Origin of the sequence: Vreelandella maris, from assembly GCF_013371085.1 — a bacterium.
Taxonomy (GTDB): Bacteria; Pseudomonadota; Gammaproteobacteria; order Pseudomonadales; family Halomonadaceae; genus Vreelandella; species Vreelandella maris.
The window spans coordinates 77342-102441 of sequence record NZ_JABWCV010000012.1 but is presented as its reverse complement, the minus strand read 5'-3'; the positions used below and the strand labels follow the sequence as shown (position 1 = coordinate 102441).

Below are 25100 nucleotides of genomic sequence, written 5' to 3'. Positions count from 1 at the left end.
CAAATAGACTTTATACAGTCATAGATGATTTTCTATGGTGCTGGCTATGAAAGTACGACAACTCACTTTTCGTTTGCTACAGGTCTATGCCGACGTGGTTCGCACAGGCTCACTGACGGCCACTGCAAATCGGCTCCACCTGACCCAACCCACGGTGTCTCAGCAGTTAAAGCGGCTGAGAGAGATTGTCGGTGAACCAATTGTGAGCCACGAGGAAGGTCGCTTGGTGCCCACTGAGGTTGGTCAGGCGCTTTATCAACTTAGCCAAGATTTGCTTAGCCGTGCCGATGTGTTTAATCAGTACCTGGAAGAGTACAACCGCGGAGGGCGCGGGCATTTCAGTATCGGCTTGGTGAACACCGCGCAATATGTACTGCCACGGCTGTTAGGGCCGTTTGGTCAGGCTAACCCCCAGGTAGATGTCACGGTGGAGATAGGTAATCGCCAGCAGATGCTCAATCGTTTTGAACGCCATGAGGATGACATCTACGTATTTAGTCATCCACCCATTGATGACGATGTGTTAGCCGCGCCTTTTCTGAGCAATCCATTGGTAGTGGTGGGGCCCCAGCATTGTCGTTGGGCAAGCGTAGAGGGTCTCAACATGGACGCACTCAAAGAGGAGCGATTTCTGCTGCGTGAACCGGGCTCTGCGACTCGGCATACCTTTGATGCCTGGCTGTATAATGCGGGTATTGAGCTACGCTCTACCCAGCAGATCGCCAGTAATGAGGCTATTCGGCTAGCGGTGGCGTCAAACATGGGCCTAGCAGTGCTATCTCGCCACGTTGTTGCAGATTCGCCCAACGGTGTCCAAGAACTGCCGCTGCAGGGCTTTCCGCTGAAAAGTCGTTGGCACTTTGTGGTCAGGCGACAACGCCGCTTACCCCCCGCCGCCATTCGTTTTTTGAGCTATGTACAAGGTTCCCTGGCACAAGCGTTTGACGAGCCTGAAGGGGAGATGGCCGTGGCTGAATTGCTTCAAGCCTTAGAGGCTGAACGCTGATGCCTTGACTTACAAACAGCGTCAATTATCCCCGTTAAAAGCGGCCTAGATCCTATGCGCTAAGCTAAGATATTAAGAGAGGGCTTGAGTGAGAACTTAAGAGAGAGTTTAAGATCGCACTCGGTTCATGCTGTCGCGCCTTGATATTCGTCTTGGGTAACCGCTGCAAACGGAGGCAACTATGCTGCTCGAAGGTTCATGCCACTGCCAAGCAGTGACGTTTAGTGTGACGTCACACCACCCTTATCCTTTCAACCGCTGTTACTGCTCCATTTGCCGCAAAACGGCAGGTGGTGGCGGCTACGCCATCAACCTTAGCGGCGATAACGAAACGCTTAAGATAACTGGTGAAGAACATGTCAGCGTCTATCGCGCGCTTATCAAGGGGGAGCAGAGCACAGGGGAGCGGCATTTCTGCAAACACTGTGCATCGTCGCTGTGGGTTTATGACCCCGATTGGCCTGAGCTGGTGCATCCCTTTGCCTCAGCGATTGATACCGACTTGCCGACCCCTCCCAAGAAAACACACATGATGCTGGGAAGCCGGGCGGATTGGGTCGAGGTCAATGCGCAGTTTCAAGACAAATGCTTTGATGAGTACCCGGATGAGAGTCTTGCCGAGTGGCACCAGCGGCTAGGATTGGAGTGCTAGGCCATTAATGAGGCCGCTTGCTTCGCTTGTGTTGAAAGCAGGCTGTTCTACTCTTTTATACGAACTCCATAGAAATGCGACCCATTGGAGTTCAACGTACGGCTTGTAAGGCCTGCCTTGCGAACGGCCAGCCGTGTTCTCGTTTTTTGACAAGGAGGGTGGAAAGATGGAATTTGAAAAATATAAGTCGTGTATTGAAGCGTGTAATGTCTGCGCCGTTTATTGTGATTCTTGCGCTACTGCCTGCTTGCAAGAAGATGATGTGAAAATGATGGCTGAGTGTATCCGTTTGGATCGCCAATGCGCGCAAATTTGCCGCTTGGCAGCTTCCTTCATGGCCCAGGGGAGTGAATACGCCAAGGACATCTGCCGAATATGCGCTGATATTTGCAAAGCGTGCGGTGATGAGTGTGCCAAACACGATGCCGAGCATTGTCAGGAGTGCGCTAAGGCGTGCCATCATTGCGCCAGTGAGTGTGCTGCGATGGCTGCCTAGGCTTTGTACGAAAAAGGCAGCGTAAAAGCCTAAACCTAGATTAAACAAAGCCAGCTTTCATACGTCGTGAAAGCTGGCTTTTTTGTCTTTTAATCTATATCAAAGAGAACGTTCAAAAGAGTGCGTTAAAAAGAGGGGGCCTTCTGCAAAAGGGTGATCACTTCATCATCGCTGGTTTGGGTGAAATCTTGATAGTGAAGGCCAACGGCGATAAAAGGCTCGGGAGTAGCTAAACAGACCAAATCGTCAACCTCGGTAGCTAACTCATCCAATGTGGATTGCGGAGCGACAGGCACTGCCAGAGTAACGGAAGCGGCGCCTGCCTGACGTAGTGCCCTGGCGGCTGCTTTTGCGGTTCCGCCGGTGGCGATACCATCATCCACCAGTAATACATGACGTTCGCTCACGTTAATGGGCGCCCGGTTACCAATATAGGCCTGACGGCGGCGGGTTATCTCGCTTAGTTGGCGCGCTACTTCAGCTTCAAGATAACGTTCAGAAGGCTGAAAAACCTGCAGCACATCCGCGGTCCATACCACCTGAGGTGGGTCGCCATCGACGACAGCGCCTAGCCCAACCTCGGGTTGCCCAGGCGCGCCAATCTTACGCACGATGACCACATCCAGCGGAAGTTTAAGGGCTATCGCTATCTCGTAGGCAACGGGCACACCCCCTCGAGGTAGTGCCAGCACTAGGTCATATCGCGCCCCGGATAATGCGTGGGCAAGCTTTCGTCCTGCTGCTCGTCGATTATCAAAAAGTGCTTGTTGCGTGTGCATGTGTGGCTCCTAAGCGCCAAACGGCCTAAACCCCAAAAGGATAAGTGTCGGGTACTCCCTGGGGCCTTTCGCTCGGCAGTGGCGTTACTGCGGTGGTCTCATCGAACCACACATAGGCATCAAACTGCTCTGCTAGCGAGGCCTTGAAGTAATGGCTGTAGTACTCGCTTTCCGGACGATAGATGACGCCAATAGCACGCTCCAGGCGTGTTTGGGTTAATTGTTCTCGAACCTTAGAGTGTTGAGGGTTGCGAAGCTCAATTAAGGCGCGTGGCAACTGTGTTTCATGAAAAATTCGTTCAAAGGAGTCTGCCCGTGACGGCACGATCTGCTTGATCTTCATTGGCGAATCCCAGTTGTCAGCCGCTGCCACGATCCCCGTGTGTGTGCCGAAACCGATTAAAACAGCTTGATCGCCATAGGCGGTGCGGCACAGCTCGCCGATATTGAATTGACCCTGCCAGCCCATTTCAGTGGCCGACGCATTACCGATATGGGAATTATGCGCCCAGACCACTACCTTAGCGTCTGCTCCTTTGGCTTCTATCACCTGCTGTAGCGTATCGAACATGTGGCGGTCTCGTAGGTTCCATGACTGGGTGGAACCACGGTACATAAGCCGATAGTACTGTTCGGCGGCTCTCACTACGCGGGCGTTCTGGGTGGCATTGAAATAGGCTTCTTCGCCCTCCTTGGCCATATACTCAATGCGGTGTTCCAGTAGCGCCTGAAGTTGCTCAACCACTGCCTCTTCGCACGTATCTTGTTCTTCTTGTAATAGGGCGTGACCGTACAAGGCTGGTTCGCTTTGCCAGGGCGTTAAACAGCCATAACGTTGACGGGCCGCTTGAGCGGCTTCCGGGTCGATTCGATCCAGGTAATCAAGCACGGCGAAAAGGGACGCGCGCAGTGAGTAGATATCCAACCCACGGAAGCTGGTACGTTGGCTGAAAGGCAGCTCGGCATTGTGTTGGCGCAACCATTCGGTGAAAGTCGCCACCTCTTCGTTGTGCCACATCCAAGCGGGAAACCGTGTGAAAGCTTGTCGGTCATCACTTGTTGCAGCGCGATGCCGAACATAGCGGTCGATGTATGCAGCATCCGGCCAATCCGCTTCAACCGCTACAATATTGAAATTGTGCTGTTCGATAAGTCGTCGCGTAATGGCGGCACGGGCGCGATAGAATTCAGAAGTTCCGTGGGACGCCTCGCCTAACAACACAATCTTGGCATCGCCGAAACGATCAAAATGGGCGCCGAATGCGTCTTCCTCTTGCAAACTTGGCAGCGGCTCACAAGCAGCAGCGATGGCCTTGGCTGCTTGCTGGGCGGACGCATAGGGTGTTGTTGTCGAGTGATCCATAGGAATCTCCCAGGACACGAACAGGCGAAAAAGCAGCTTAAAAATACTGACAATTTGAAAATTACGAATAGCTTGAAAATAACTATAGTAAGGAAGAAACAGCTTATCCAAGCATTTATCGCTAAGCTGCGAAATGGCTCCCTAGAAGACGCAGTGCATTAGTAGCGGCGTGTTTTTCGTGACAGCCACCAAACGTCAATGCCAAATGAATATAACAATGAAAGCAACGCACTAATGGCCAGCAGGCTGGCAACAAGGTGGGAGGTAAGTGGCGTTAACGCCAACAGCAGCGCAACCACCTGCCAGACACATACGGCTTTACGGCGAAAGCTTTCGAACAGCGGTTCTGCAAGCCAGGGGAACGGCCAACTGGCGGCCACAAACAGGTAGCGCATCCCCCCAATCATCAGCACCCACAGGCCCAGAGACTCTAACCGCAGCAATCCTGCGCAAAGCAGCAATATCAGTAGGGCATCCAGCTCCATGTCAAAGCGCGCGCCGAACAGCGAGTGGCTTTTGGTGCGCCTAGCGATCCAGCCGTCAACACCATCCAACAGTAGAGCGATCACCGCGATTGCTAACCACTGCCAGATGACCTCTACAAACGCATTGGCAGCGAGCGCACCTGCCAGCAGCGCGACTAATACCGCGCGGGCCAGCGTGACCCGGTTTGCCCAACCCAGTGAGCCGTGGGGCCAGAACACCATTACTAAGATAGATATAAACGTGTAGAAGGCCGAGGCAACCCACCAGTTGGCCGAAGTAGCCATTAATTGCGGTAATGCTTTACCTACAGTCATTAGCACCAAGCCGCCCAGCAGTAGCTCTGCAGCGCTATAAAGCCGTTTGGGTAGTGTCATGGATGAGGCATTTGAAAAAAACGGCATGGTGGCTCACAAAGCGGCATCGCTGTCTGCAGTTGAAATAAATGATGCAAGTATTTTTATATGTACCATTCTTGTAGAAGGAGGTAGGGTTGTCTATATGATCAAGGAAAATAGCCTAGTTAGCTTCAAGTGTTGCACATTGTTAATCGAATAATTTCTTTTCAACCGCTACGCTAAAGATGGTGAGCCATTAATGACTGTTCTGTATGGGGCCATTCAAGAGGTGGCCGTCCAGTATGGTAAGGGGCCAAGTCACATAACGAGCAACCTCGCCGTAATGTGCAGCGCCATGGCCCCACGCTACTTTCAATGGAATGAAATAGAGCTCGGTTTAGTCGAGCTTGTAACGAAAAGGATCGCTCATGTCGACGCCTGACGATGTTGGCAATAAACAGGACGCTGGCAAAAGCCGCTGCGCCACCGCCTTCTGGGTGACCAGCCCAGTCCAAGGCGAGCTGCGGGGTGAGCCTCTGGCGACGCCCGCTCAGGATGAAGTGCAGGTGCGTACCTTGTACAGCGGTATTAGCCGTGGCACTGAATCGCTGGTGTTTAACGGTCGCGTGCCTGAAAGCGAATTTTCGCGCATGCGCGCCCCTTTTCAGTTGGGTGAGTTTCCCGCCCCGGTCAAGTACGGTTACTGCAGCGTTGGTCGCGTTGAACAAGGGCCAGATGCACTTTTAGATAAAACCGTCTTTTGCCTGTTCCCCCACCAGGACTACTACACCGTGCCTGCTTCAGCGGTGCTTGAAGTGCCCGCCAATGTGCCCGCTCAACGCGCCGTATTGGCCGCCAATATGGAAACGGCCATCAACGGCGTGTGGGATGCCGAGCCCATGCTGGGCGAACGAATTTGCGTTATTGGAGCCGGTGTTGTCGGCGCGCTAGTGGCGTACCTGTGTGCCCAGGTACCCGGCGTGGATGTGTATATGGTCGATATCAACCCAGCGCGCCGCCAGCTCGCCGAGCAGTTAGGCGTTGCCTTCGCCACGCCTGAACAAGCCCCCCATGATCAAGATTGCGTGATCCATGCCAGCGGTCACTCGGCTGGCTTGCGCCAGGCCTTGGAGTTAGTGGGTAGTGAAGGTCGCATTATCGAAATGAGCTGGTTTGGCGAGGGCGATGTCTCGATTCCGTTGGGCGGCGCTTTTCACTCCCAGCGGCTGACGCTTAAAGCCAGCCAGGTAGGCCAACTGCCACCAAAACTTCGCCCTCGTTGGGACTACCAGCGCCGCCTTAGGCTCGCGCTGAGCTTACTGGTGGATGAGCGGTTAGATGCACTGATCAGCGGTGAAAGCGACTTTAAACAATTGCCTACGCTTGCTAATACGCTGTTTGGGCGCGGTAGTGTTGAGCTCTGCCATCGGCTGCGATATTCCGCATAACTTGTGTTTTTAAACAATTAATCAGGAGTTTTTATGTTTCGTTTATGCGTTCGTGACCATTTTATGATTGCCCACAGCTTTAACGGCGAAATCTTTGGCCCCGCCCAGCGTACCCATGGCGCCACCTATGTGGTGGATGTGGTTTTCCAGCGCCCTGAGCTGGATGAGGATGGCTTAGTGATCGATATTGGCCTTGCCAGCGAAACTGTCAAAGAGGTATTAGCAGGCTACAACTTCCAAAACCTGGATGAAGTAAGCGAATTTAAAGGTAAAAACACCACCACCGAGTTCATGGCTAAGGTGATTTTCGACCAGCTAGCCAAAGCGATTGGCGAAGGCAAAATGGGCACCACCGCCCAGGGCATTACCCATATGGAGATCAAACTGCACGAGTCTCATGTGGCCTGGGCTAGTTACGAAGGCGCACTATGAGTCGGCGTTTTACCTTGATCGTTGCCGGTGACCCTGCTCAGCGCACCGGTGGCTATATCTACGATGCGCGTATTGTCTCTGCCCTACGTGACCAGGGCTGGGAGATTGACGTCGTGGGCTTGGCAGGCGTGTTTCCCGATGCGGACGCCGATGCGGCAGCGGCACTAGCTCAAGCGCTTGAGTCACTTCCCGACCATGCGGCGGTGGTGATCGATGGCCTGGCCATGGGGGCGCTGCCTGACGTGGTCGCCCAGCATGCAACGCGGCTGGATATTACCGCGCTGCTACACCATCCCTTAGGCGATGAGCTGGGCCTTGATGAGGCTGAACAGCAGCGCTTTCATCGCAGCGAGTTAACCGCGCTTACTTCTGTGGCGCGCATTATTGTCACTAGCCACTTTACCGCTCGGCGTTTGCCGGAGCTGGCGGCACTTTATGACATACCCATCAATGCAAGTGTCACCGTGGTGGAGCCAGGCGTGGCCAAGGCACCGTTTAGCCCCGAAGCGGCGGCCGGTGAAACGCTGCGCCTGCTGTGTGTGGCAACGCTAACGCCGCGCAAAGGGCAAGATATTCTGGTTCAAGCGCTAGCGGGAGTGGCCGGTGATCGCTGGCAGTGCGACTGCTATGGTGGCGCGCGAGACGCGGCGTTTACGCAACGCGTGCAGCAGTTGATTGACCAGAACGGTTTGCAAAGCAGTGTGCATCTCCGCGGCGAGTGCGATAGCGAGACGTTGGAAGCGGCTTACCAACACGCGCATGCATTAGTGCTGCCTTCCTGGTATGAGGGCTATGGCATGGTGGTCACCGAAGCCTTGGCCCATGGCCTGCCGGTGATTACTACCACCGGTGGCGCGCTACGCGACACCTTGCCAGAAGGTGCCGGGTTGAGCGTTGAGCCGGGCGATGTTGCGGCGCTTCAAGACGCGTTGAGCCGATTTTGTAACGATGCAGAACTGCGCCAGAAACTGCGTCATGGCGCTGCCCAGGCCCGTGGCCAGTTAAGCGATTGGCAGGCAGCGAGCGAGTCCTTCGCCGCGGCGTTAACAGCGCAAAACCATGCCGCCAATGATTCGCTAACCCTGCGCGCTGGGAGTCAGTTTGAATCCGATTGGCTAACGCTGCGCGAGGCCGCTGATTTCGCCTCACGCAGCCAGCGCCTTGCTCAATTAGCTGCCGAGTGGTTGGAGGCACGTAGCTCAACGCCGCTGATCGCGGATCTTGGCTGTGGTCGGGGTAGTAACATGCGCTTTCTGGCCCCGCGCTTTAACGGCCACCAGCGCTGGGAGCTGATTGATCACGATGTCCTCTTGTTAGCGCAGGCGCGCCAGCGTGCCGCCGGGTTAAGCGATAGCCAAGGGCAGCCTGTGGCCGTCGAAACGCACTGTGTATCGCTGGAGCCGATTACCGATGTACCGCTGGACGATGCGCACCTAGTGACGGCGTCGGCGCTGCTTGATCTGGTTTCTCAGCAATGGATCGAGGCATTAGTGGGGCGCTGTGCCGAGCAGCAACAAGCGCTTCTAATCGCGCTGAGCGTGACCGGAGAGTGGCACTTTATCAATGCCCAGGGCGAGCCGGTGCTGGATGATGAAGACCACTGGCTGTTGGCTATGTTTATTGCCCACCAACAGCGCGATAAAGGCTTGGGGGATGCATTGGGCGGTCAGGCTCAAAAGGTGTTAGTAGCTACCCTTGAAAAGGCCGATTATCGCATTGAGCAGGACGATACCCCATGGCAACTGGCTGCTGGCAGCCGTGACCAGCAGCCGCTAATGATGGCGCTGTTGGAAGGTTGGGCCGAGGCCGCCACCGAACAAGCCCCTGACGCCGCGGCACGCATTGCCAGCTGGTTGGAGCAGCGCCAGCAGGCGGTGGTCAACGGCGAGCTGGGGATTTGGGTGGGGCACCGTGATCTCTTTGCCATTCCCCCGCTTGCCAAGCCTCAGGAAGAGGCCTAAGCCGATGGGGTTTGCTCAGACGTTGTGCACCCGGCTAGGCGCGTACATTCGTCCATGTCTGCAAAGCCCATGCCTGCAAAGTCCATGGCTGCGGCGGGTGGTGATCAGTATTGCCTTGCTGGGGGCCGTGTTGTTGTGGGTCGACCCCCGGGCCATCATGGCGGAAGTGCAGCGCTTCTCGGCTGGGTGGGTAGTGCTGGCGTTAGTCATCAGTACGCTGCAGGTCATGCTCTGCGCTTGGCGTTGGCAGTTTACCGCTGGGCTGATTGATGTACCGCTGCGGTTTGCTTATGCCCTGCGAGAGTACTATTTGGCGCTGCTGGTTAATCAGCTGTTGCCCGGTGGAGTACTGGGCGACGCCGGGCGGGCACATCGTCATGCGGCTCAGGTGCAGTCACGCGGTCGCGCTTGGCGAGCGGTCATTATTGAGCGCGCCTCGGGCCAGGTGGCTGTGGTTGTGCTAACGCTTGCGGCATTACTGCTATCACCGCTCTGGCATGCCGCGTTGGGAGTGTCAGTACTTACTGCGGTGGGCTTAGGCGTCGTGGCTGCGCTCGCGGTGGTTATCGTCAGCGGCCTGCTGTTGCGCCAACATATAAGCCATCGGTTGGCACGGCTGCCGCATTGGTGCCAAGCCCTGGCGCGCGATGTTAAACGCGGCTTATGGCAGCGTAATGTATGGCCTCAGCAACTATTCTCGTCGCTGGTCATTGTGCTGAGCTACGGTTTAGTGATGGTGTGTGCGGCGCGGGCAATTGGCGTTGAACTAGCGGCATTGGATGTGCTGGCGCTGACACCGGTGCTGCTGTTGGCGATGCTGATTCCCTTTTCGGTGGCCGGATGGGGCTTGCGGGAAGGCGCTGCGGCTGGGGTCTGGGCGCTGGTAGGACTGCCGCCCGCCCAAGGAGTGGCGGTGTCGTTGGCCTACGGTGTGCTGGTGCTACTGGCGAGCCTACCGGGTATTTGGGTGGCGCTAAGCCGTCGCGAGAAAGCGCAGCCCTCAGGCGGTGGTATCCCGCAGATGCAGGTCGAACAGCGTGTCGTCGCCACAGCGGAAGGTGCGCGTGGGCGGGCGCAGCGCACTCTCAAGCGTCTGGATGGGCGTCATTTGAAGCCCTGGCCTGCCGGAGCCGATCAGCAGCGGAGCGACCAGCAGGTGCAACCGGTCAACGGCGCCCGCTTCGATAAACTGAGATACCGTGATGCCGCCGCCTTCAATCAGTACACGGGGCAGGCCTTTATCGGCCAGCAGGGTGATGACATCAAACGGATTGAACTGGCCGTTGGCACCCAGCGGCAGCACACAGCGCTGAACGTGGGAAGGCAGCGTCGTGTCCGCTGCCCCAGGCCCCACAATCAGCAGTGTCGGCGCGGCACTTTTGCACAGCAGCGACAAGTCATTGGGGATACGGCCGCGTGGATCCAGCACCACCCGCGTCGGGTTAGTGCCGCTAACGTGTCGCACGGTCAGTTGAGGATTATCGGCGCTGGCGGTGCCCGCGCCCACGACCACCGCGTCGACCAGGGCGCGCAGGCGGTGCAGGTGAACCAAACTTTCATGGCCGTTGATGTAATGGGAGTGGCCGCTTTCCGTCGCGATGCGACCATCAAGGCTTTGGCCCAATTGAGCCACGACCCAGGCTGGGCGACTGGCCAACGGGGTCAGGCAGTCGAGCAGCTCACGCGCCTCAATACTGACCGGCTGATCCGTTTGCCACTCACCGCTTGGCGTCACGGTGATCGCCACCCCGCAAGGGCGCCGATGACGCAGAGCCGAGAGCCAGTGCCAGGCATCGGCCAGCGAAATAGTGCCGCTAGTATTCATAACACTGCTATTAACACCCGTATTGACATGGGAGTCGGGCATGACGCCTCCGCGCTAAAAAAACCGCTTCATCATGCGGGCGCTACTTGGGTAAGAGCAAGTAGTTCAGAACAAGTAGTTAACAGCACGTTGTTCAGCGCAAGCGCGTACATCCCCCACGCCAGGAAGCCAGGAGGCCTACATGTACCAGATTGAACGAGCTATTTTCGATATCCGTCGCGGATTGCCAATAGTGGTAAATGCTGGTGAGCAGCGTTTGCTAGTGCAGGCACTGGAAGGCAGTGAGTCAGTCGAAGCGCTTGCTCGGTTAGCAGGCGCGCGGCCTTCGCTGGTGCTTACCCGTCACCGCTTGGCAGCCATGGGCGTAACGTTAGCCGCTGAAGCAGCCAGCTTGCCGCTCGCGACAAGGATAAGCACCAATGAGCTGCATGGCTTAGCCACGGCGGAGGCGCTTTCGCAACCTGCGAGTGGGCTGCTAAGCGGCTTAAAGCCAGCGGGGTTAGCCGAACTAGGGGCCGTTACGCTGATGCGCCGCGCGCTGTTAATTCCAGCAGCGCTTTGTGCTTTTGTCAGCAAAGAGGCCGCTGCGAATATCGAGCAACAGCTAGCAGAAGGGCGGCTACTGCAAGTTACCGCTAAAGACGCTGAGCACTGCTTGGCCGGTGCGCCGGGCATGCTGAAGCGCGTTAGCGAAGCACATATTCCCTTGGAGGATGCCGCTGAAAGCCGCTTTGTGCTTTTCCGTGAGCCGGATGGCCTACGCGAGCATGTTGCCGTCGTTATTGGTAAGCCGGAGAGTTGGGAAGAAGCGGTGCCACTACGCATGCACTCAGCGTGCTTAACCGGTGACCTGTTTGGCAGTTTGCGCTGTGACTGCGGCGAGCAATTACGCAACGCAGTCGCGGATATTCAGGCCATGGGCGGCGGTGTGCTGCTTTATTTGGCGCAAGAGGGACGGGGCATTGGCTTAGCCAATAAACTGCGCGCTTACACTTTGCAAGACGGTGGCCTGGATACTGTGGATGCCGACCAAGTGCTTGGTTTTGGGGACGATGAGCGCCAGTACGCGGTAGCGGTGGATATGCTTAACGCACTCGATATTGAGCAAGTGCAGCTGCTGACCAACAACCCGCTGAAAATGGAAGCGCTGCGTCAGGGCGGTATTGAGGTCGTCTCGCGCCAGGCGTTGTACGGTAGCGTTACCAATCACAACCAGCGCTATCTAAACGCCAAGGCTACCCGCGGCGGACATCTGTTAGAAGACGTACTAAGCGGGCAGCGCTAACCGCAAACGGTCGCGGGCTCACGCTGCTCCAATCGTGAAGTAATTTTAGCTGGTTAGCGGCGGTAGGTGGGCGGTTTCTGTCACGACAGCCGCTAACTGGCGGGCATAATGCATCACCAGCCGCTCGCCTAATTCGGCGCTGGCGTGGCTGGCATCACCGGCCACACCATGGGAGCTTAAATCTTCCGCTAACCAGGCAAACGCTGCTGCACCCTCTGCACTCACTAAAGCATCGTCAGCGGGCGCCGCAGGCGGCGTGGCTTGATAGTTGTCTAGCTGGACAAGCGTTGGTGCCAAATAGCGCATCATGGCGGTTTCGAGTAGCCCACCGTGTAACCCGTAACGCAGCTCATTAGCCTCAATGGCGCCTTCTAGCGGTGGGAGCCGTGTGTAGGTGGCTTTTACCACACGCATTCCATGCCGCCGCCGCAGGGTTAAGCCTGCTAAATCCATTACCGCCTTATTGCCGCCGTGGCTATTCAGCAGTACCAGACGACGAATGCCAGCGCGGGCCAGGCTGTCGCCATACGCTTCTAGCGTGGCGATCGCCAATGGCGCTGGCAGGCTCAGCGTACCTGGGAAACTGGTATGCTCATCGCTTGCACCGACGGCAATGGCGGGCAGGCAGATCACATTAAGATGCGGGTCAAGCTCCACCAGCATGGCGGCTTGCAGACCTTCTCCAATAGTGAGGTCGGTCGCCAAAGGAAGGTGGGTGCCGTGTTGTTCAATGGCGCCGAGTACCAGCACTGCTACCGGATCGCGTTGGGCGAACTCGGCTAATTGCGGTGCGGTGAGCGTTTGCCAGTGGTGAATCATGAAATGAAAAGCCTTTAGGGTTTAAACATTGTTGTGGATAGTGTTGTGAACATTGTTCTGAAGCAACTGATGATCCGAGCGGCAGGCGTAGAGATCGCCAGAAGCTAGCTCATCAGCGCCAGCGCTTAGCCATTCGGTCATCGCTTGCGGCGTTTGCCACTCGGCCCAACGGAAATGGCGCTGCTCTCCAGCGACCACGTTATAGCGATACTCGCCAAGACGACTTAAATGGTTAACACAGGCGTGGTTAACTGCTAATGCACCCGCCACAAACTCCACCGAAAGCGCCGCCACCGGGCTGCTTAGCCCCGCCAGCACTTCTGCTTCAAAGCCTTCAACGTCAATCTTGATAAAGCTGGGCTCACCATACTCTTCAATTAACGTATCCAGCGTGGTGACCGGTACCCGCAAGCGCTGTTCCCAGCGCACTTGGCTAAAGCCCGAATTTCGCTCGCCAATCTGTTCGCGCCATTCGGTGGCCAGGGTGGAAAGCGTCGGGTTGCCGGGGCTAATAGCGATGTCGGCAAAACCCTCTGTTGGGCCAGCCGCCATGGGGAGCAGCGTGATGCTTTTCGGCCTAACCAATCGCTTAAACCACTTTACGAGATCGGGCTGGGGCTCCAGAGCAATCACTTTTGCGCCTAGTGCATGAAAAGCCGCGCTGCGGTCACCTAAGTGAGCGCCAATATCGAACGCGACAGCACCAGGCTGAATAAACGGCTGGTAAAGGCGCTGGAGCCCCCGCTGACGCCCCGGGCGCCAATAAATGAATAGCGAGCGGGCGAGCCCGCCCGCGCTCCGCAGCCGTTGCAGCGCCATGCGCCGCATTAGGCGTGTTCCCTGAACCTCTTTATCCGGCATCGGGGTACCAGACGTAATTCCATGTTTCACTAACGGGTTCGTCGTTCAACATGAGTCGCAGGCGAACATCGCTGGGTTGGTCGCTTGCGGACAGCCGAAAGCTGGCTCGCCAGCCACCAATGGGGAGTGCGGTTACCTGGGGCAATTTTACCTCGCCCTGATGGGTACTGATATCCAGCTCGACAGGTTGGTCGGCGGCGATATCCTCAAGCGCACCGCCCTGGAAATCGACAATGAACTGACGCTCCCCTGGCGCCGCCGAGTCCTCTTGCCCCGGCACGCCGGCACTGCCATGGCGGGTGCGGATCACACGGCCAAGGTGGTGCTCTTCCGGCTGCGTGTTAAGCGTGTGCGTCAGGTAATGGAGACGACGGGATTCGCCAGCATTTAACGCATCATCCGCGACCCAGTAAGCAACGATATTGTCGTGAGTTTCATCGGGTGTCGGAATTTCGACCAGTTCCACGTGCCCCGGCCCCCACGCATCTAACGGTACCACCCACTGACTGGGGCGGCGGTGGTATTGGGCTTCGATATCCAGGTAGCGGTTAAAGTCACGCTCCCGCTGCATCAGGCCAAACCCTTGGGGGGAGCTATCAGCAAAAGTCGAGGTGCGTAGCTGCTCTGGGTTGGTAAGTGGGCGCCAGATCCACTCGTCGTTGCCGGTATGCATCAGCAGACCGTCGGAGTCGTGTACCTGGGGGCGGAAATCATCAGGCCGCTCGCGGCTTGCCTCGCCGTAAGTGAACATACTGGTGAGCGGCGCAACCCCCAGCTTGGCAATGTCTTCGCGGGCAAACAGTTCCGCTTCCACCTCTACCTGCGTTTTTTCACCGGGTTCAATAATAAATCGATAGGCACCGCTGACAGAGGGGCTGTCCATTAACGCTAATAGCTCAATCTGTTTGGCGTCTGCGCTGGGTTTATAAAGCCAAAATTCGCGAAACGCTGGAAACTCTTCACCCTCAGGTGAAGCGGTGTCGATCGCTAGCCCGCGGGTCGATAGCCCGTATGCTTGGTCGCGCCCCACAATGCGGAAGTAGCTAGCACCGAGAAAAACGGCAAACTCGTCGGCGTACTCTTCATTATTGAGGGGGTAATGCAGACGAAACCCGGCGTGGTCACTGCCCGATAAATCGTGCTCTTTCAGCTTTTCGGCATTGCCATCATAGGAGTAGTCTTCCGCCGAAAAGGGGAGCGGGGAGGCTGTGTCATTTTCGATCACATTGAGTGCGACCGGGGTTTGAAAAAGAAAGCCGCTGTGAAATAGCTGGAGGCTAAAGGGACTCTCATTGCGCCAATAGGCGTGATCAGGATCAAAGCGAATTTGCCGGTAGGTATCGTAATTGAGTTCACGTAATACCTCAGGCAGCGTCTCTTCAGGGGCTTGATAAGGCGCTTCAGCAAGCTGTTGGGCGCGCTCAATGACGGCGCTGAAATGTTTGTCGTCGTCGGCATAGGCGGTTGAAGCCACCGCACAGCCGAGTGCAATTATCCATTTACTAGCTATCCACTTACCAGCTTGCCAATTACCAACCTGCCACCTGCAAACACGGCTAAAACGCATGGGCGAAATCCTTATCGAGTGAAGGCCTGCAAAACGTTTGGCAATAAGCCAAGCAGTACGTGAAATTTTTACACAATAACTATACGATTGCATGCGGACGTACAGGATTATTGCGTTCTATTCCTTGCTCTTTTCTCTTGCGCTTGGGTACACACTCTTAAAGACCGAACATGGAGAGGTCGTACTTCAGACACTGTAAGCTAAAGCAGGTACAAATGAGAATGCGATGATTCGAATATTATTAACGTCACTACTGCTGAATGTCCTGCTCGTTGCGCCGCTATGGTGGCGGTTTGGAGAGGTCGGCGCCCATTTGATCGCTTGGGAGGCGTTTATCATTGCGCCTCTTATGCTGTTGCTTCCCGTCGGTCAGGCGCGTCGTTTCGCCGGTGTTGGGTTTGCCAGTTGGATCATGTTGGCGACAGCGGTGAATTTAGGCACTGCCGCTACTCACATGGCGTTTGCCCGGCCACTCAACCTCTATCTTGACGTCCCTTTGCTGCGCTCCATTTATCACTTATTAGTAGGTAATGTAGGTCAGTTTTTGGCAGTTTGCGCAATGCTGGCAGGGGCTGCCGTGCTGCTTGGTATCGCCCTAGGCTTAGTGAGACTACTACTTCCTCCCGTTACTTATTCGATTAAACGGCTGCCCGGTATCGCTGCGTTGACGCTATTAGTCATTGCCACCATTGGTACCGCACTTGAACTTAACGGTGTGCGGCTAGTGGATAGCGCCCGTTTGCCGATGGTCAACAGCACACGGTTTCAATGGCAGCAAATGACCGATACCCACGCCGCGCGCTTGGCCTTTACCGCGCAATTGGAGGCAGCGCCGCTGGAAAGTCAGCGGTTACCTGGGCTCGCTGGCCACAATGTGTTGCTCACCTTTATTGAGTCTTATGGCGTCTCTGCGCTGGATAATCCTCGTTATGCGGAAGTTCTGCTTCCGACCCTTGCCGATATGCAGCAGCGGCTAGAGGAGCGCGAGCTTCATGTTGTCTCTGGGTTGTTGGAATCGCCGATCCGTGGCGGGCAATCCTGGCTTGCCCACGCAACGGCGCTCAGCGGGCGATGGATCGATAATCAGCTGTGGTATCAATTGATGCTAGACAGCGACCACTCCACCTTGATTGATGATTTCAGCGCTACCGGTCAGCGGACCTTGGCAGTAATGCCCGCTATTACCCTGACATGGCCAGAAGGGGAGACCTACAGCTTCGATCAAATTGCCGCGGCAAAAGATATCGACTACGCCGGGCCTGCGCTCAACTGGGTGACCATGCCCGATCAGTTCACCCTCGACTACACTCAGCGACACTTGTTGGGTGAGTCGCCGGTGTTTGCCCAACTGGCGTTAATCTCTAGCCATGCCCCCTGGACGCCTATTCTGCCGGTGATTGAAGAGTGGTCTTTGATTGGGGATGGCAGCATTTTTGCGCCCTGGGAGAACGCTGGCGACCCGCCAGAAGTACTGTGGCAGGACATTGAACGTATTCGCGACCACTATGCCTGGTCGGTGGACTACGCTGTAAAAGTGGTCGGACGCTGGGCCGAACGGGTGGTGGATGACCATACCTTGATGATAGTGCTGGGTGATCATCAGGCCGCGCCATTGATTACCGGCGACGATGCCAGCGCAGCGGTACCGGTGCATATTATCAGTGGCGATCCAGCGCTATTGGCGCCATTTATAGAGCGTGGCTTTATTCCCGGCACGCTACCCGCGCTGGAGCAGGCAAGTAACGCGCCCAGGATGAGCCAACTGCGCCACTGGCTGCAGGATGATTTTGGTGAGTTAGCAGATGATGCAGACACTCGTCCGGATACAAGGACGACCACAAGGACGCAGCAATGATCCAACCGGTAATTTTAAGCGGTGGCAGCGGCACACGGCTGTGGCCGCTCTCCCGAGAGCAAATGCCCAAACAGTTTTTGCGCTTAACCTCGTCTCAAAGCTTACTGCAGCAAACCCTAAGCCGCTTAGCTGGGTTAACCGATGCAGCGCCGATGTTGATGGGCCACCATAGCCACCGCTTTCTAATGGCCGAACAGCTGCGCGAAATGAATCAAACCGCCACTATTGTGCTCGAACCTGAAGGCCGTAATACTGCGCCAGCGATTGCCTGTGCGGCGCTGCTGGCCCGCCTCTCGGGAGAAGACCCGCTGCTGTTAGTGCTTCCCGCAGATCATGCAATTGGCGACGTTCATGCGTTCCAACACAGCGTTTCAGTCGCCGCGCCGTTAGCCGAAGCGGGTTATCTCGTTACCTTTGGGGTGGTGCCGACCCAGCCTGAAACCGGCTATGGCTATATTGCCTGCGGCGAGCCGCTGGAAGGCGGCCATCATCTTGCGGCCTTTATTGAAAAACCCAATGCCCAGCGTGCTGCAGCGTTAGTCGAAAGCGGTGATTACTTATGGAACAGCGGGATGTTTCTGCTGCGCGCCTCAAGCTATCTGGATCAATTAAAGCGGCTACAGCCGACAATGCTGGAAGCCTGCGAGGAGGCGGTGAGCGCAGCACACCGTGACTTGGATTTCCTGCGTTTGGGTGAAGCGGCGTTCAATCGCTGTCCGGCAGACTCCATCGACTACGCGGTGATGGAGCACTGTGAACACGCCGCCGTGGTGCCCTTGGCGGCTGCGTGGAGCGATATCGGCAGTTTCGATGCGCTGTGGGCAACCGTTGAACCTGACGCGGAGGGCAACGTTAGCAAAGGCGATGCCTGGCTGACCGATACGCAGGATTCGCTGGTGTTTGCCGAACACCGTCTCGTCGCTACGCTGGGTGTGCAGAATCTGATTGTGGTGGAAACATCGGACAGCGTGCTGGTGGCCCGCCGTGATCAGGCGCAGCAGGTCAAACAGCTGGTGGCTTCGCTCTCAAAGGCAGGACGCAGCGAGCCGTGTTCGGCGCCCCAGGTACAGCGACCCTGGGGCAGCTTTCAGGCGATGGACAGTGGCGAGCGCTATCAGGTCAAACACATTACCGTGAAGCCCGGTGGCCGGCTTTCACTGCAGCGCCATCATCACCGCGCTGAGCACTGGATAGTAGTGAGGGGAACCGCGCATGTAACGCTTGAAGAGCGCAGTTTTCTGGTGAGTGAAAATCAGTCGACCTATATCCCTATTGGCGCGCTCCATCGGCTGGAAAATACCGGTAAAATTCCTCTTGAGCTGATTGAAGTGCAGTCGGGAAGCTATCTCGGTGAAGACGATATCGAGCGCTTGGATGACGTTTACGCTCGACACAACAACGAGTGAGGGTAGCTTACCAAAGCCAGCTAGCCGGGCGTGCGGGAGGGCGGCCCTTACGTACATCGATCCAGCCGAGCACGCAGCGAACGCCCAACCACACCGCGAGCATCGGCCAGAGCAGGGTGCCAATCATGACAATGCTGAGTAAAAAGGCGATGCAGGCATACAGCGTGCCAATCCAGAAGGTGCGAATCAGGTACCGGTAGTGCGGTTGTAGCCACGGTGCGGCGTCTTTGCGGTAGACATAGGCGATCACCACGCCAATCAGTAGAGTGATATTGGCAGTGACAATACCCGCCAGGAATAACGCATAAATAATCTGCGGCGGGCGTATCTCATCCCGAGATAAAACGTTTTGGGTCATCAGTAAGCTCTGGTTAATAAAGTCGACGCACTAATAAAGGCGATAGTCGCGGTAGTTAGCTAGCCTTTGCTGCTCTTGGACCACTTTACGGTAGCGCTTGTACTCCCACTGATACTGCGCAGGTTCCAAGCTTATTGCGGCTTCCACGCTGGCATTCACACCGGTGGCAGACGTTTGGTCATCGGGGCTGTAAACACGCTCATCGGCATCGAGAAAATAAATCTCAAACCCGCTGCCGGGTACCCGTAGCGCGACCCCGGTGATCACACGTGCCTGGGTGCGGGCTACTAGTTTGGGTAGCAACGTGGCGGTGTAGGCATCGCGACCAAAGAAAGGCGCGAAAACGCCACTGCCCCAATCCGGCTCCTGGTCGGGCAGTATGCCAATCGCCTCGCTGCGCTTAAGCGCTTTGAGCAGTGCTGCAACGCCGCGGGGGTTGGTGGGCACTAGGCTCGCCCCCATGCGTTCACGGCCATGGCGAATCACCGGATCAAGATCGCTAATTTTTGGGGGCTCGTACATGGCGGTAAACGGGAAATGGCTCGATAGCCAGAAGTTAAGCACTTCCCAGTTGCCGAAGTGCGGGGCGAGCACAATGACACCGCGGCCTTCGTTGCGCGCACTATCGAGTTTGTCGCGGCCGTGTACCGCTAAAACGCTGGTTTCTACTCTATTTGGCTCCGCCATCCAGGCGTGGCCTAATTCCAACATGGTAGCGGTTGAGTGCCGTAAACTCTGCCGGGCAAGGGTTTGACGTTCAGCGTTAGAGAGGTTGGGATAAACGACCGTCAGGTTGCGCTCGGTTACCTCTCGCTCACGCTTATTGAAACGGTAAACCACTGGGCCCAGTACTGATGCCATGCGCCATAGCCGCTTAAGCGACCAGCGTGATAGCTGGCGCCATAGCCAGCTAATCGCACTGGCTTTTGAAAAACGGCGTTGGGTATCACCCGTTTGTTGCTTCATATCTAAAACAACCAGGTATCTACGTTGGAAGGGGCGCGTTTCTCTTGCAGCCCTTTGAAGCCTTTAACGCAGCGGATAATCAGCCAGACGGCGAGGGCCAGCAGCAACGGGAAGCCGATCAAGATGAGCGTCAAGAACGAAAAGACAATGCCGTAGACTAGCCCTATCCAGAACGTGCGGATCTGATAGCGGTAGTGTTCGTCTAGCCATGCAGGGCCTTTGCCTTTATAGACGTAGGCGATGATCACACCGATAAGCGACGTAAAACCGAGGAAGAAACTGGCCAGATAGAGCGCATAGTTCACCATTGCCATGGTGGTGTCGGGCTTTTGAGGGCGCTCTTCGCTGACAACGTTGCCTTCTTGTGGCGCCTCATTGGCGTTATCTTGCATAACATTTCCTTTCAGTAAATCGCTATAAGTGCTGAGCGGGCACTGCTGCGTTAGAGATGCAAAGCACTTCTTTAGTAATGCAAAGCACCCTCAGCAGAGGTTGCCCCGGCGCACTATGATAGCGTGCGCTATTCGCCTTATCACTAACGAAAATTGGGCACTAACGCGCAGCAGGTCGGCAAATCTCGAGTAGATTGCCGTCCGGGTCGCGCAGGTAGATCGACTCAATGGGGCCATTGGCGCCTTGGCGAGCAACGGGCCCCAACTCTACGTCGATAGCCAAGGCGTCTAAGTGTTGCTTAAACTCATCCAGCGGCAGTTGGCAACGCAAACATAAATCCAGGCTGCCGGGCGTTGGGGTTGCTGAGATGGGGGCAATGTCGGTGTCGGTTTGATGCAGGCGCAACGCGGTATCACCGAGCATTAAATCCACCCGTTGAGCATCGCGGTAGCGTACATCTAAGCCTAAAACACGTGAGTAAAAATCGACGGCGCGACCCATGTCGGTCACGGTAACTACAAGATGATCCAGACCTGATAGCATGCCACTTTCCTTAATACATAACGATAAGCCAGAGAATACGATGATGCGCCGCTGTCCACTCTGCGCGGAAACCACCACTGCGCTTTACCACCGGGATCGGCGTCGTGACTACTACCAGTGTGCCACGTGCAAGCTGGTATTTGTCCCCCCAGAGCAGCATTTGAGCGCTGCCGCTGAAAAGGCCGAATACGACAAGCATCAAAACTCGCCGCATGATACGGGATACCGACGCTTTTTAGGGCGTTTATTTACCCCGCTGCTGGCCAAACTTGCCGCTGACGCTCGCGGGCTCGATTTTGGCTCCGGGCCGGGGCCGACGCTATCCGTCATGTTCGCCGAGCACGGTTTTCAGATGGCGATTTACGACCTCTATTATGCCCCTGATACCGCGGTGCTTACCCAGACGTTCGATTTTATCACTGCCACAGAAGTGGTGGAGCATTTGTCGCAGCCTGGCAAAGTGCTGGAACAACTGGCCGGACAGCTCGCGCCCGGTGGTTATCTTGGGCTGATGACCAAGCGCGTTTCTACCCCTGACGCCTTTGCTCGCTGGCACTATATTAGCGACCCCACCCATATCAGCTTTTTTAGTGAAGAGACCTTTCGTTGGTGGGCACAAAAGAATAGTTTAGTAGTGGAATTTCCTGGGCCAGACACGGTTATTCTACATAAATCGCTAAGGTGAATAATTGTAACCTTAGAAAAGCATTGACTTTGCACCCTTGGGGGCAATAATTGCGCGCCGCTATCCCTGCCTGACTCGATGTGCCAGGTGAGATAACGGTCGTTGTGAAATCGCTCAGTCGCGTTTTTCACGCCTGTTTTTCACCACTTTTAGTCAAGACGAGGTTTTCATGTCGCGGCAACTGCTAGCCATGGCGCTGGCGCCCCTATTAGGGCTATTCATTCTCGGGATAGGCAACGGTTTTCTTGCCACCTTAATTACCGTGCGCCTTGATGCCGCCGGTGAATCGGCGACGGTGATCGGTATTGTCTCGTCGGCTTATTTCATCGGTTTGGCGTTGGGCGCAATGGTGAATGATCGCCTGTTGCTGCGCATTGGCCATATTCGCGCTTACGGCAGCTTTGCCTCGTTAGTGGCCGTGACGGTATTACTACAAGGCTTGTTTTTCGACCCCTGGGCGTGGTTTGCGCTGCGTTTGATCGGCGGCTGGGCCACGGTTGGGGTGTATCTGGTCATCGAGAGCTGGCTACTGACGGCTGGCGATCAAAGAGTCCGTGGCCGCCTGTTGGCGCTATATATGATTTCTCTGTACGCCGCAGGGGTGCTGGGTCAGTTGCTGCTAGGCGTGACGAATGCCATGGGTGTTACTGCGCCCTTTATGGTGATTGGCCTATTGGCTTCGCTCTCTGTGCTGCCCATGGCGATGATTCCCCGCGTATCGCCGATTATCGAGCACGCCGAGCCGCTTCCCCCACACCGTTTGATTACTCTGACACCCACCGGCGTGATGGGTAGTTTAGGCTCGGGTATGGTCGTCGCCGCGGCCTACACGCTGTTGCCACTCTACCTGCAGCGTAATGGTATGAGCGTGAGCCAGGTGGGTCAGATGATGGCGGTACTCATCATGGGGGCCATGTTGCTGCAATACCCGATTGGCCGCTGGTCGGATCGCCATGACCGACAAATGGTACTAATCGCCATCAGCGGATTCTGTGTGCTTATCTCCGCGGCGATACTCTGGTTACCTCTTTCGACACCGCTATTGGCAGTGCTGCTGTTCCTGCTCGGCGGTGGCGTCTTTGCCCTTTATCCAGTGGCCGTAAGCCACGCCGCCGACCGTGCGCCTGCTGGGGCTCTGGTGCGGATGAGTCAAGGCTTGCTGTTGATCAACTCGATTGGCGCTACCATCAGCCCACTGATGATTTCCCCGGTGATGACGGCAATGGGAGACGCGGGTCTGTTCTGGGCCTTCGGTTCGCTAAGCCTGTTCTTTGTGATGTTCTTCTCCTGGCGTCGTCATGTACGCCCAGCACCGGTGCCCGTGGCTCCGTTTACACCGACTACGCCAATGACCGCTGCCGGTGCCGAACTGGTGGTTACCGAGGAGCTAATGCAGGGGGCACTGGAGCATGAACACCTGGAAGACCTTTCTGAAGCCGTTTGGGATGTCGATGCCGCCGAACCGGTAGTCGGGCCGCCCGCAGAAGATGAGAGCCATATCACCTACTATGATGATGTAGAGCAAGTAAGTGAGCGAAAATAAAACCAAGAGGGGACGTTATCGGTAGCGGCTGATACCTTGGGCTAATGGTGTAGGCGGGAGAGTGTTACTACTATCGTAGGCAGACTTTCAAACAATTGTTTAACTCCAGCCCGAGGTTCGCTATGAATGTTTACGCCGCGCCGGTACGCGATTTTCGCTTTGTGCTCGAAGAGCTACTAGCGCACCGTTCGCTTAGTCTACCGGGCTTTGAAGAAGCCACGCCAGACTTGGTCGAGGCGGTACTTGAAGAGGCCGCAAAACTGGCCGGTGATGTCTGGGGGCCACTTAACAAGATTGGCGATCAGCAGGGGGCCAAACGCCATGCCGACGGCAGTGTAACGACCCCGGAAGGCTTCGCAGCGGCGTATCAAGCTTATGTCGAGGGGGGCTGGAACGGTATCGGTGTATCAGAAGAGCTAGGCGGTCAGAACCTGACCGAAGTGGTTGCCAGTGCAGTGCAGGAGATGCTTCACGGTGCCAATATGGCGCTAGGGCTCTGCCCGATGTTGACCGCTGGCGCTATCGAAGCACTGGCGCATCACGGCAGCGATGCGCTCAAAGCGACCTACTTGCCCAAACTGGTGGAAGGCACCTGGACGGGCACCATGAATCTCACCGAATCCCAAGCCGGGTCGGATCTCTCCCAAGTGCGCACCCGTGCGCTCCCTGAAAACGACCACTACCGAATCAGCGGCCAGAAGATCTATATCACCTGGGGCGAACACGACGCCGCCGAGAATATTATCCACTTGGTGCTGGCCCGTAAGCCCGATGCCCCGGAAGGCAATAAAGGCATCTCCCTGTTTTTGGTGCCCAAGTTTCTGGTTAACGAAGATGGCTCACTGGGAGAGCGCAATGATGTCACCTGCGCGTCCATTGAGCATAAGCTGGGCATTCACGGCTCGCCGACATGCACCCTCAGTTTTGGTGAAAACGGTGGTGCCATTGGTTACTTGGTCGGTGAAGAGGGTCGTGGTCTTAATCACATGTTCACCATGATGAACGAGGCGCGCCACAAAGTCGGCATTCAGGGCATTGGTGTGGCCGAGCGAGCCTGCCAGCACGCCTTTGCCTATGCGTTGGAGCGTCGTCAGGGTCGCTCTCCCAAAAACCGTGGCGGCGCTGAATGCAGCATCAGCGATCACTTGGACGTACGCCGTATGCTGCTTTCGATGCGTGCGCGCACCGATGCGCTGCGGGCATTGGCGCTTTATTGCGCCGCCGAACTGGATACCTCCCGCCACGCTGAAAGTAATGAAGCCCGCCATGCCGCCCAGGCCCGCGCCGATATTTTGATTCCGGTGATCAAAAGTTTTTCTACCGATCAGGCAGTGGATATTGCCTCCATGGGCATTCAGGTACACGGCGGGATGGGCTACGTGGAGGAGACCGGTGCTGCCCAGCTGCTGCGCGATGCCCGCATTGCCCCGATTTACGAAGGCTCCAACGGTATTCAGGCGCTCGACTTGGCAGGCCGTAAGCTCCAGCGTGACAACGGCGAAGCGCTTACCGCGCTCCTTTACGACGTTGCTGCAACCGTGGAGAAACTCAACGCCGACCCTGCACTTAGAGCGTTGGGCCGTGGCTTGGCGGCAGGTTTGGAAGACTTAAAAACCGCCCAGGCCATTGTGTTGGAACAAGGCTCTGACCCTGAAAAAGGGGCAGATGCAGTGCAGGCATACGCCACGCCGTTTCTTAACTTGGCAGGGCATGTACTGTGCGCGTGGCAGATGGGCCAAGCAGCACTGAGCGCCCAGGCCGCCCTTAACAACGGCAACGACGATCCCTTCTATACTGCCAAAATGCGTAGTGCCGAATTTGCCATCACTCAGTGGCTACCGGTAGGTCGTGCTCAACGCGCGGTGATCGAGGCGGGAACACAGTGCTTAAGCGAGTTTGAGGTTTATTGACGTTAATACGCGAGTCAGCACCGCCGCCCTAGAGGCGGCGGTGCCGTTTCTAGGCAATCAAAACATTTATTTAAAACGATCTCTTAAAACGATCCCTTAAAACGGATGCTTAACAACAACAGGAGC

At 56.2% G+C, this 25100-nt stretch carries 23 protein-coding genes and 1 pseudogene; 12 read left to right on the top strand and 12 right to left on the bottom strand.

The genetic code is table 11. The features are described from left to right. The first annotated feature begins 46 nt into the window (after positions 1-46). Positions 47-1006, top strand: a complete 960-nt coding sequence (locus tag HUO07_RS12305; protein ID WP_232774720.1) for a LysR family transcriptional regulator — start codon at positions 47-49, stop codon at positions 1004-1006. Between the two features lie 181 nt (positions 1007-1187). Further along, on the top strand, positions 1188-1658 hold the full coding sequence (locus HUO07_RS12300; RefSeq protein WP_176303805.1) for a GFA family protein: 471 nt from the start codon (positions 1188-1190) through the stop codon (positions 1656-1658). Positions 1659-1749: 91 nt separating this feature from the next. Here HUO07_RS12300 and HUO07_RS22225 read toward each other — a convergent pair whose 3' ends face one another. The 4 genes from HUO07_RS22225 to HUO07_RS12280 form a co-directional block, all read right to left on the bottom strand. Continuing rightward, positions 1750-2202: a hypothetical protein gene (locus tag HUO07_RS22225; protein ID WP_422822690.1), complete on the bottom strand. Its 453-nt coding sequence runs from the start codon at positions 2200-2202 to the stop codon at positions 1750-1752. A gap of 77 nt (positions 2203-2279) precedes the next feature. After that, a complete protein-coding gene (locus HUO07_RS12290; protein WP_176303804.1) occupies positions 2280-2933 on the bottom strand; it encodes a phosphoribosyltransferase in 654 nt (217 codons plus the stop codon). A gap of 25 nt (positions 2934-2958) precedes the next feature. Then, positions 2959-4296, bottom strand: coding sequence for an erythromycin esterase family protein (locus tag HUO07_RS12285; RefSeq protein ID WP_176303803.1), 1338 nt, complete (start codon positions 4294-4296; stop codon positions 2959-2961). Positions 4297-4454: 158 nt separating this feature from the next. Further along, positions 4455-5183 (bottom strand): CDP-alcohol phosphatidyltransferase family protein, encoded by a 729-nt coding sequence (locus tag HUO07_RS12280; RefSeq protein WP_176303802.1) that lies wholly within the window; start codon positions 5181-5183, stop codon positions 4455-4457. Positions 5184-5545: 362 nt separating this feature from the next. On the opposite strand from HUO07_RS12280, the gene HUO07_RS12275 reads away from it, so the two are divergent. From HUO07_RS12275 to HUO07_RS21740, 4 genes and pseudogenes are all read left to right on the top strand, one after another. After that, positions 5546-6565 (top strand): zinc-dependent alcohol dehydrogenase, encoded by a 1020-nt coding sequence (locus HUO07_RS12275; RefSeq protein WP_176303801.1) that lies wholly within the window; start codon positions 5546-5548, stop codon positions 6563-6565. A 33-nt stretch (positions 6566-6598) separates the two neighbouring features. Next, positions 6599-6997 (top strand): 6-pyruvoyl trahydropterin synthase family protein, encoded by a 399-nt coding sequence (locus tag HUO07_RS12270; RefSeq protein ID WP_035559443.1) that lies wholly within the window; start codon positions 6599-6601, stop codon positions 6995-6997. Beyond that, positions 6994-8958: a glycosyltransferase gene (locus HUO07_RS12265; protein ID WP_176303800.1), complete on the top strand. Its 1965-nt coding sequence runs from the start codon at positions 6994-6996 to the stop codon at positions 8956-8958. The genes HUO07_RS12270 and HUO07_RS12265 overlap by 4 nt, the downstream gene beginning before the upstream one ends. Before the next feature lie 4 nt (positions 8959-8962). Then, positions 8963-9898, top strand: a pseudogene (locus HUO07_RS21740) (lysylphosphatidylglycerol synthase transmembrane domain-containing protein); the annotation flags it as partial. 60 nt (positions 9899-9958) lie between these two features. On the opposite strand, the gene HUO07_RS21735 reads toward HUO07_RS21740, so the two are convergent. Then, on the bottom strand, positions 9959-10783 hold the full coding sequence (locus HUO07_RS21735) for a RibD family protein (RefSeq protein WP_176303829.1): 825 nt from the start codon (positions 10781-10783) through the stop codon (positions 9959-9961). A 181-nt stretch (positions 10784-10964) separates the two neighbouring features. Between HUO07_RS21735 and ribA the strand changes: the two genes are divergently transcribed. Then, positions 10965-12068, top strand: a complete 1104-nt coding sequence (gene ribA / locus HUO07_RS12255; RefSeq protein WP_176303799.1) for a GTP cyclohydrolase II RibA — start codon at positions 10965-10967, stop codon at positions 12066-12068. A 45-nt stretch (positions 12069-12113) separates the two neighbouring features. Here ribA and HUO07_RS12250 read toward each other — a convergent pair whose 3' ends face one another. The 3 genes from HUO07_RS12250 to HUO07_RS12240 are packed head-to-tail and all read right to left on the bottom strand — an operon-like array spanning position 12114 to position 15315. Then, on the bottom strand, positions 12114-12887 hold the full coding sequence (locus tag HUO07_RS12250; protein ID WP_176303798.1) for a creatininase family protein: 774 nt from the start codon (positions 12885-12887) through the stop codon (positions 12114-12116). 21 nt (positions 12888-12908) lie between these two features. Next, positions 12909-13748, bottom strand: a complete 840-nt coding sequence (locus HUO07_RS12245) for an FkbM family methyltransferase (protein WP_217908882.1) — start codon at positions 13746-13748, stop codon at positions 12909-12911. Beyond that, positions 13738-15315 (bottom strand): OpgD/OpgG family glucan biosynthesis protein, encoded by a 1578-nt coding sequence (locus HUO07_RS12240; protein ID WP_176303797.1) that lies wholly within the window; start codon positions 15313-15315, stop codon positions 13738-13740. The genes HUO07_RS12245 and HUO07_RS12240 overlap by 11 nt, the downstream gene beginning before the upstream one ends. A 226-nt stretch (positions 15316-15541) precedes the next feature. Between HUO07_RS12240 and HUO07_RS12235 the strand changes: the two genes are divergently transcribed. Continuing rightward, positions 15542-17170, top strand: a complete 1629-nt coding sequence (locus HUO07_RS12235; protein WP_176303796.1) for an alkaline phosphatase family protein — start codon at positions 15542-15544, stop codon at positions 17168-17170. Beyond that, the gene (locus HUO07_RS12230; protein ID WP_176303795.1) at positions 17167-18576 is read left to right on the top strand and encodes a mannose-1-phosphate guanylyltransferase/mannose-6-phosphate isomerase; all 1410 of its coding nucleotides are present in this window, start codon (positions 17167-17169) and stop codon (positions 18574-18576) included. The genes HUO07_RS12235 and HUO07_RS12230 overlap by 4 nt, the downstream gene beginning before the upstream one ends. 7 nt (positions 18577-18583) lie before the next feature. Here the strand turns inward: HUO07_RS12230 and HUO07_RS12225 are convergent, their stop codons facing one another. The 4 genes from HUO07_RS12225 to HUO07_RS12210 all read right to left on the bottom strand — a co-directional run bounded on the left by HUO07_RS12225 (position 18584) and on the right by HUO07_RS12210 (position 20836). Beyond that, positions 18584-18934 carry a DUF4870 family protein gene (locus HUO07_RS12225; RefSeq protein WP_176303794.1) on the bottom strand — a complete coding sequence of 117 codons (351 nt, stop codon included), beginning with the start codon at positions 18932-18934 and terminating at the stop codon, positions 18584-18586. 30 nt (positions 18935-18964) lie between these two features. Next, positions 18965-19900, bottom strand: a complete 936-nt coding sequence (locus HUO07_RS12220; protein WP_176303793.1) for a lysophospholipid acyltransferase family protein — start codon at positions 19898-19900, stop codon at positions 18965-18967. Between the two features lie 2 nt (positions 19901-19902). Further along, a complete protein-coding gene (locus tag HUO07_RS12215) occupies positions 19903-20292 on the bottom strand; it encodes a DUF4870 family protein (RefSeq protein WP_176303792.1) in 390 nt (129 codons plus the stop codon). Positions 20293-20452: 160 nt separating this feature from the next. Further along, positions 20453-20836 carry a VOC family protein gene (locus tag HUO07_RS12210; protein WP_008958233.1) on the bottom strand — a complete coding sequence of 128 codons (384 nt, stop codon included), beginning with the start codon at positions 20834-20836 and terminating at the stop codon, positions 20453-20455. A 40-nt stretch (positions 20837-20876) separates the two neighbouring features. Here HUO07_RS12210 and HUO07_RS12205 point away from each other — a divergent pair, with 40 nt between their 5' ends. The 3 genes from HUO07_RS12205 to HUO07_RS12195 all read left to right on the top strand — a co-directional run bounded on the left by HUO07_RS12205 (position 20877) and on the right by HUO07_RS12195 (position 24974). Further along, complete coding sequence (locus HUO07_RS12205; RefSeq protein ID WP_176303791.1) at positions 20877-21521, top strand: class I SAM-dependent methyltransferase; 645 nt, start codon at positions 20877-20879, stop codon at positions 21519-21521. Between the two features lie 169 nt (positions 21522-21690). After that, the gene (locus HUO07_RS12200) at positions 21691-23064 is read left to right on the top strand and encodes an MFS transporter (RefSeq protein ID WP_176303790.1); all 1374 of its coding nucleotides are present in this window, start codon (positions 21691-21693) and stop codon (positions 23062-23064) included. Between the two features lie 122 nt (positions 23065-23186). Then, on the top strand, positions 23187-24974 hold the full coding sequence (locus HUO07_RS12195; protein WP_176303789.1) for an acyl-CoA dehydrogenase: 1788 nt from the start codon (positions 23187-23189) through the stop codon (positions 24972-24974). Positions 24975-25100 lie beyond the last annotated feature (126 nt).